This window comes from Acinetobacter sp. UBA801, from assembly GCA_002296655.1.
Classification (GTDB): domain Bacteria; phylum Pseudomonadota; class Gammaproteobacteria; order Pseudomonadales; family Moraxellaceae; genus Acinetobacter.
Genome location: DBIN01000029.1, coordinates 52,212 through 60,307 on the forward strand (window position 1 = coordinate 52,212; position 8,096 = coordinate 60,307).

The window sequence follows — 8,096 nt, forward strand, 5'->3', positions numbered from 1 at the left end:
GTGCATTTTGAATCAAAGAAGCACAGCGTTCTGCTGCCAACAAACCCAAACTGTTATGGTTTTTCCAAGTAGTCGATAAATCAATTACGCCCAACACTTGTTTGGAATGAGGGTCTAAAATAGGCGCTGCATAACAAACCCAGTCATGTAAGGATGACATATAGTGTTCACTGGAAAACACACAGCTGGCTTGCTGAGTTTTGAGTGACAAAGCCAAAGCATTGGTACCCACCAACTCTTCACGCCACTGCCCACCCTCTACAAAATGCACCTGTTCCGCCACATTACGCATTTGCGCGCTCGCTGCAGTCCAAATAATCGTACTGCCCACATCGCCCACGGCTGCCACCATGTCGGACTGCTGCGCGATATGTCTTAAATCCTCTGCACAGTTTTGCACAGCACGTTGTAAAGCCGAACCGCCTTGCGGATGCGATAAACGAGAATTTAACGGGGCTGCCAGCCGATCAACAGGAATTTCCGCAATTTGAGAGCGTTGCCAAGAATTTAAAATACTCTGCTGAATTTGTTGCGCATGTAGCGGCGATAAACTACTGCTTTGTCTAAACTGTTCAATATGCTGTCTTTTTTCCAATAGGTCTTGTTTTTTCATCATGACTGATTCTCACAATCCTGTGGGCATTACATCCATTGTACCGCTTACTTTTGTAAGGATTTGTTCGTTGCTTGTAAATCTGCAACTTTCCAACCTTTTTCCAACCTTATATTGGTATGCTAAACAAATAACGTACCAAAGTACCTTATACCTTAGCCGTAAATTTAACCTGATTTTAGACACAGGATTGTGCTAAAAGGTAAAGATGACGGCAGATTATAAAAAACCATCAAAGGAAGAGAATTATGCGTTACGTAGATCCCAATCAACCCGGTTCAAAAGTTCAATTTAAAGCACAATACGAAAACTTTATTGGTGGCGAGTGGGTCGCCCCTGTAAAAGGCGAATACTTTGAAAATATCTCTCCTGTAGATGGCAAAGTATTTACCAAAGTCCCACGCTCATCGGCAGAAGACATTGAACTGGCTTTAGATGCAGCCCATAAAGCCAAAGCACAATGGAACAGCTCATCTCCTACAACACGTTCTAACATTTTGTTAAAAATTGCAGATCGTTTAGAACAAAATCTAGAATTATTGGCAGTTGCCGAAACTTGGGATAATGGTAAGCCTGTTCGTGAAACATTGGCTGCCGACATTCCATTGGCGATTGACCATTTCCGTTATTTTGCAGGCTGTATTCGTGCCCAAGAAGGCGGAATTTCTGAAATTGATGAAGATACCATTGCCTATCATTTCCATGAGCCATTGGGCGTTGTAGGGCAAATTATTCCATGGAACTTCCCTATTTTAATGGCAACATGGAAACTTGCACCTGCTTTGGCTGCGGGTAACTGTATTGTACTTAAACCTGCAGAACAAACCCCTGCCAGCATTTTAGTTTTAGTCGAACTCATTCAAGATTTATTGCCTGCAGGCGTACTAAACGTAGTCAATGGTTACGGCGTAGAAGTTGGTCGCCCATTGGCAACCAATCCACGTATTGCCAAAATTGCATTCACAGGTTCGACTCAGGTCGGTCAATTGATCATGCAATACGCCACTGAAAACATCATTCCAGTGACTTTGGAGCTTGGTGGTAAATCTCCAAATCTTTTCTTTGAAGATGTTATGGCGCAAGAAGACGACTACCTAGACAAAGCACTCGAAGGCTTTGCTATGTTCGCGCTGAATCAGGGTGAAATTTGTACTTGTCCATCGCGTGCGCTTGTGCAGGAAAGTATTGCTGACCGTTTCCTTGAAAAAGCCATTGAACGTGTTAAACGTATTAAAACAGGTCACCCGCTTGATACTGAAACGATGATTGGTGCGCAAGCATCGCAAGAACAACAGGACAAAATCTTGGGTTGTATTGCGACAGGTCGTGCCGAAGGTGCACAAGTGTTAACAGGTGGTGGTGAGCGTCATGAAGTTGGCAGCGGTTTCTATATTGAGCCGACAATTTTCAAAGGCACCAACGACATGAAAATTTTCCAAGAAGAGATTTTCGGCCCAGTGCTTTCTGTGACCACATTTAAAGACTTCGATGAAGCCATTAAAATTGCCAATGACACCATTTACGGTTTAGGTGCAGGTGTTTGGTCACGTTCTGCGCACACTTCTTACCGTGCAGGTCGTGCTATTCAGTCGGGTCGCGTTTGGACGAACTGTTATCACATTTACCCTGCGCATGCAGCTTTCGGTGGTTATAAAAAATCAGGTATTGGCCGTGAAAACCACAAGATGATGTTAGAACATTATCAACAAACCAAGAACTTGTTGGTTAGTTACTCAACCAAACCTGCTGGCTTCTTCTAAGTTGGGTTTTCAACCTCAACAAGATGAATTAAAAATGCGAACTTCGGTTCGCATTTTTTATATTTAGAATGTATAGCGGGACAAAAAGAAAAACAGAAAAATTCATTTATCCATATAGACTTACAAGTCATAGACCTAAAATTGCTGACATTTAAATCATAGATATAAAATCAAGAAAATAAAAAAGCACCATTTTAAAAATGATGCTTTTTGATCAAATCACGACTGCTTATTTTTTCGCAGCTACAGATGCTTCAGTAGTGATGTTTACAGTAATTTTATCACCCACGTTTGGTACATAGCTTGCAATACCAAATGCAGAACGGTTGAATGAAGTCGTTGCATTAAAACCAACAGTCGCTGCTTGAGTCATTGGGTGTGGGCCTTGTTTGTTCAATACCGCATCAAGAACAACTGGCTTAGTTACACCTTTAACGGTTAAATCACCTGTGATTTTAAAGTTTTTCTTGTCTTGAGTTTCAACTTTGGTACTTTTAAAAGTAATGGTTGGATATTTTGCTGCATCAAACCAATCTGCTGCCATTAAGTGCTCATCTAAAGCTTTTACGTTGGTGTTGATGCTGCTTAATGGAATCGTCACATTCACAGATGAGTTAGCTGGTTTTTTCTCATCAATGTTGATGGTACCTTGAATGTTTGAGAAGTTCCCTGATGGCGTAGAAAAACCGAAGTGATCCCAAGTAAACACAGTAGCAGTATGCGTTGGGTCAATTTGATAAGCCACTGGTTTAGCCATTGTCATTGTTGCTGCAGACGCGATAGCCAAACCTAAAGCAAGTGATTTCATGTTCATATTGTTCATCTCTAAAAGTGTTGATACGTTTTAATGAAGTTTAGTTTATAGATTTTTGCTGCAAATACAGGATTAAAGATAAAACGATATGTTGCATGACTGAAACGATAAATTTGTAAAATTATGCTTGCTCGTTTTACATAGCGACTGTAGGACTTCGATATTGAATAGAACCTGTTCTTTTTTGCGACACGATCATACAACTGTCGTGCCTGTAAATTATCTTCATGGGTCAGCCAATATAACCGATCAGATCACGCTGTTGCGCTGTTTGATTCACCTGCTGAATAGGTTGCTGAGAAATTCCTATTCCTCTGTACTCAGGGAAGGTATATAAAAAAAGAATTGGGATTCAACCCTAATTGAAACTTAATAAGCGATCAAAGGGAGGCAATTTTAAAATGCCGTTGACAATATTGTACTTAGGCTATTTTACACACTATTGTTCAGCAATAAAAAAAGCTTTACCCTACGCATAGAATAAAGCTGTTTTTGACGATACACCTTTTAATGCACCGTATTCATCGCAATAGATTAAAGCTTCTCAATCAAAATACGATCAACCTGCTTTAAACCTGATTGCTTTTCATGGTTCTTACGGCGAATTTTGATTTGCTGATCTTCAGCTAAATCCTGTAATAACAACTCTACCGCCACCATGGCTTCAAGTGGTAAGTCTTGTCCAATCCACTTTTGCTCACCCGCATCCATTAAAGTGACTTCATCATTAATTTGCTCATACAAACTCATTTCTCATCTCACTCAATTATACAGAGGTTCATTCACAAACCTAACTTACACTGACAAAATTTGCTGGATCATCGCATTGAACACCAAACAAATATGCAAAAATAAAAGACGTCCCTTTGCAGGAACGCCTTTAAAACATCAAATTATAAAATTAAGCTGTTAATTCTTTTACTGCAGCAACAACCGCGTCAGTGGTAATACCGAAGTATTGGTATAAGTCTTTCGCAGGTGCAGATTCACCATAAGTCGTCATACCAATCACTTTGCCGTCTAAACCTACAAACTTCCACCAGTAGTCTACATGTGCTGCTTCAACAGCAACACGTGCACGAATGTTGGATGGAAGAACCGCTTCACGGTATGCTGCATCTTGCTTCACAAATTCTTCCGCACATGGCATAGACACGACACGCACACCTTCAAGCTGTGCGTATGCTTCCATTGCCAAGCCCACTTCTGAACCTGTTGCAATAATAATTGCTTTTAATTCACCTTTTTCTTCAGCCAAAACGTAACCACCTTTCGCCACGTTCTCAATTTGCGCTTGAGTACGGGTTTGGAATGGCAAGTTTTGACGTGAGAAGATCAACGCAGTTGGACCTTCTGAGCGTACAAGTGCAGACTTCCAAGACACTGCAGCTTCAACCGTGTCACATGGACGCCATGTATTTAAGTTTGGCGTACCACGTAAAGATGCAATTTGTTCAACAGGTTGGTGTGTTGGACCATCTTCACCCAAACCAATTGAGTCGTGAGTATACACATGAATTACGCGTTGCTTCATCAATGCAGACATACGCACAGCATTACGCGCATATTCCATAAACATAAGGAATGTTGCAACATAAGGAATGAAACCGCCGTGAAGCGCAACACCGTTTGCAATTGCAGTCATACCAAACTCACGTACGCCGTAATGCACATAGTTGCCTGCTGCATTGTCCTGAACGCCTTGGCACCCTTTCCAAAGAGTTAGGTTTGAACCTGCCAAGTCTGCAGAACCACCCAACAATTCAGGCAATAATGGACCAAATGCCTGTAAAGTATTTTGGCTGGCTTTACGCGTAGCAATGGTTTCTGCTTTAGCATTGGTTTCTGCAATAAATGCATCTGCTTGCGCAACAAATTCTGCTGGCAATTCACCGCTTAAACGACGTTTAAGTTCAGCAGCTTCAGTTGGATATTTTGCTGCATAAGCCTCAAAAGTCGTATTCCATGCTGCTTCTGATTCTGCACCTTTAGCTTTCGCATCCCAAGCGGCATATACATCTTCAGGAATTACAAACGCTTCATCTGTCCAACCTAATGCTTCACGAGTCAATGCAATTTCGTCATGACCTAATGGCGCACCGTGACAGTCTTCTTTACCTTGTTTGTTTGGTGAACCTAAACCAATCACAGTTTTACAAATAATAATGGTTGGTTTTTGCGTTTCAGCTTTTGCTTCAACTGTAGCAGCACGAATTGCATCAGCATCATGACCATCAACTTTTAGAACTTGCCAGCCGTAAGATAAGAAACGCTGTTCGGTATCGTCAGAGAACCAGCCTTCTACTTCACCATCAATCGAAATGCCGTTGTCATCATAATAAACAACCAGCTTGCCTAAACCTAAAGTACCTGCCAATGAACATGCTTCGTGTGAAACACCTTCCATTAAGCAACCATCACCCAAGAAACAGTAAGTGAAATGGTCTACAACCTGAATATCTTCTTTATTAAATTGTGCAGCCAATGTTTTTTCTGCTAAAGCAAAACCAACAGCGTTTGCAATCCCCTGACCGAGTGGACCAGTAGTGGTTTCAATCCCTGGTGCATAACCCAATTCTGGGTGGCCAGGTGTTTTAGAATGTAACTGACGGAACGCTTTTAAATCTTCGATTGAAAGATCATAACCTGTTAAATGCAACAACGCATATTGCAACATTGAACCATGACCATTAGACAGTACAAAACGGTCGCGGTTTGCCCATTGTGGATTAGTTGGGTTGTGATTCAAGAATTCACGCCACACCACATCGGCAATATCTGCCATCCCCATCGGAGCACCTGGATGTCCTGAATTTGCTTTTTGCACAGCATCCATTGCCAATACACGAATTGCGTTTGCAATACGACGTTCGTTAAGCGGGGTCGTCATAGGTCAGAGTCCACAAAAAATCGTTAAACAGAAGAAGATGAATAGAATTCAAAACAGCCGCTATTCTCTCAAAAAAACGCCTGAGGGGTAAAGCCTATGCAACAATATTTCCGCATTAATTCCCATTCAGCGTACTTTTCGTGCAGATTCGGGGCAGTTTCAGCATTTGTTTTAAGAGAAATGAGGCCAACCATTCAACAAAGCAAGTTTTAAGCCGCAGCTTTACAGATTTTAAAACATAGATATTTCAGTTTATAGAATTTCGCATGAACGAAGAGCAAGTTTGATGCCCGACTCACACTTTAGATAAAATTCATCTCGTTTAACTCCATGCATTATCCAATTTTGACCTGACTAAATGCTGAAATAATAGACAAGTTTAACCCCACCCTGAATTTTATTCACTTTTCACACAATAAATTGAATCACAGCCATCCTTCAAAACTTTATAATAGCTTTTAAAAATGCAGAATCATGCAGATAAACTCAATTCAACGTCTTTAAAACATCAATATAAGATGTTGTTTTTAAATACAATTCAATGTTTAAAAATAAAATGTTTCTTAGTTTAAAATTATGACGGCATGCTTTAGCCAACATGAATATTTTTGAGTCAAAATATAGTCATACCGATACTTTATCTATTTTTTAGCAAAAGATATGCGATAAAAAGTCATTGAATTGAAATAAATTCAGCCATTTTAGTCGTAATGCGCTAGTCCTAAAGTCTAACTCGATGTAACATATTGCGTCTTTTGAATTTAACTGTGATAGGACTTATGCGCGAGTACGCTGTATTTACCTCGGAATCTGTAAGCGAAGGCCATCCAGATAAAATGGCTGACCAAATCAGTGATGCCATTTTGGATGCAATCTTAAAAGAAGACCCTTATGCGCGGGTTGCTTGTGAAACGCTTGTAAAAACGGGTGCGGTTGTACTGGCAGGAGAAATCACAACAACTGCAAATGTTGATTTTGAAGCCATTGTTCGTCAAACCGTAAACGGTATTGGTTATCATCATTCAGATCTTGGCTTTGATGGTTCTACCTGTGCGGTCATTAATATGATTGGTAAACAATCACCTGAAATTGCGCAAGGTGTAGACCGCCAAAAACCTGAAGATCAGGGTGCGGGTGACCAAGGTTTGATGTTTGGTTATGCCAGCCGTGAAACTGATGTATTAATGCCTGCCCCAATTTCTTACGCACACCGCTTAATGGAAAAGCAAGCTGAATTACGTCGCAGTGGTGCTTTACCTTGGTTACGCCCAGATGCAAAAAGTCAGGTAACTTTTGCGTATGAAAATGGTGTGCCTGTACGTTTGGACGCAGTAGTTTTATCTACTCAGCATGATCCTGAAATTTCTCAAATTCAGCTCAAAGAAGCTGTGATTGAAGAAATTGTGAAAAAAGTGATTCCTGCCGAAATGTTCCATGCAGACACTAAATTTCACATCAACCCAACGGGGATGTTTGTAATTGGTGGCCCTGTAGGTGACTGTGGTTTAACTGGCCGTAAAATTATTGTAGATACTTACGGTGGTATGGCGCGTCACGGTGGTGGTGCTTTCTCGGGTAAAGACCCATCTAAAGTTGACCGTTCAGCTGCTTATGCAGGTCGTTATGTTGCAAAAAATATTGTTGCAGCAGGCTTGGCAGACAAATGTGAAATTCAAGTGTCTTATGCAATTGGTGTTGCTGAACCAACTTCAATTTCAATTAACACTTTTAACACTGCAAAAGTAGCAGATGAATTGATTATTGCTTTGGTACGTGAACACTTTGACTTACGTCCATACGGGATCACTCGTATGCTTAACCTCATTCAACCGATGTATAAGCAAACTGCTGCTTATGGTCACTTCGGTCGTCAAGGTTCCGACACTGCATTTACATGGGAAAAAACTGACAAAGTTGAGGCCTTAAAAGCTTCTGCGGGTCTGTAATGTAAAACTTTTCAGTATTATCAAGCTCACTTCGGTGGGCTTTTTTTGGATAAAATTTAGCTACCAAACCACA

At 40.8% G+C, this 8,096-nt stretch carries 5 protein-coding genes and 1 pseudogene; 2 read left to right on the top strand and 4 right to left on the bottom strand.

Translation table 11 applies throughout. The annotated features are described in order from the left end of the window. Positions 1 to 616, bottom strand: a pseudogene (locus B2W49_RS06405) (transcriptional regulator); the annotation flags it as partial. A 245-nt stretch (positions 617 to 861) separates the two neighbouring features. Between B2W49_RS06405 and B2W49_RS06410 the strand changes: the two are divergent. Further along, a complete protein-coding gene (locus B2W49_RS06410; RefSeq protein ID WP_019837400.1) occupies positions 862 to 2,373 on the top strand; it encodes an aldehyde dehydrogenase family protein in 1,512 nt (503 codons plus the stop codon). A 229-nt stretch (positions 2,374 to 2,602) separates the two neighbouring features. Here B2W49_RS06410 and B2W49_RS06415 read toward each other — a convergent pair whose 3' ends face one another. From B2W49_RS06415 to tkt, 3 genes are all read right to left on the bottom strand, one after another. Further along, positions 2,603 to 3,187, bottom strand: a complete 585-nt coding sequence (locus B2W49_RS06415) for a YceI family protein (protein WP_179990125.1) — start codon at positions 3,185 to 3,187, stop codon at positions 2,603 to 2,605. Positions 3,188 to 3,721: 534 nt separating this feature from the next. Next, on the bottom strand, positions 3,722 to 3,937 hold the full coding sequence (locus B2W49_RS06420) for a hypothetical protein (RefSeq protein WP_004976879.1): 216 nt from the start codon (positions 3,935 to 3,937) through the stop codon (positions 3,722 to 3,724). A 151-nt stretch (positions 3,938 to 4,088) separates the two neighbouring features. Beyond that, entirely contained in the window at positions 4,089 to 6,077 is a 1,989-nt protein-coding gene (tkt, locus tag B2W49_RS06425; protein ID WP_291335643.1) for a transketolase, read from the bottom strand. Positions 6,078 to 6,856: 779 nt separating this feature from the next. On the opposite strand from tkt, the gene metK reads away from it, so the two are divergent. Continuing rightward, positions 6,857 to 8,023, top strand: coding sequence for a methionine adenosyltransferase (gene metK / locus B2W49_RS06430; protein ID WP_291335645.1), 1,167 nt, complete (start codon positions 6,857 to 6,859; stop codon positions 8,021 to 8,023). Positions 8,024 to 8,096: the final 73 nt, after the last annotated feature.

What these genes read in the sequence shown, in the direction of transcription:
- B2W49_RS06410 (WP_019837400.1), top strand. Translation starts at nt 862, where the DNA reads ATGCGTTACGTAGATCCCAATCAACCCGGTTCAAAAGTTCAATTTAAA.
- B2W49_RS06415 (WP_179990125.1), bottom strand. Translation starts at nt 3,187, where the DNA reads ATGAACATGAAATCACTTGCTTTAGGTTTGGCTATCGCGTCTGCAGCA.
- B2W49_RS06420 (WP_004976879.1), bottom strand. Translation starts at nt 3,937, where the DNA reads ATGAGTTTGTATGAGCAAATTAATGATGAAGTCACTTTAATGGATGCG.
- tkt (WP_291335643.1), bottom strand. Translation starts at nt 6,077, where the DNA reads ATGACGACCCCGCTTAACGAACGTCGTATTGCAAACGCAATTCGTGTA.
- metK (WP_291335645.1), top strand. Translation starts at nt 6,857, where the DNA reads ATGCGCGAGTACGCTGTATTTACCTCGGAATCTGTAAGCGAAGGCCAT.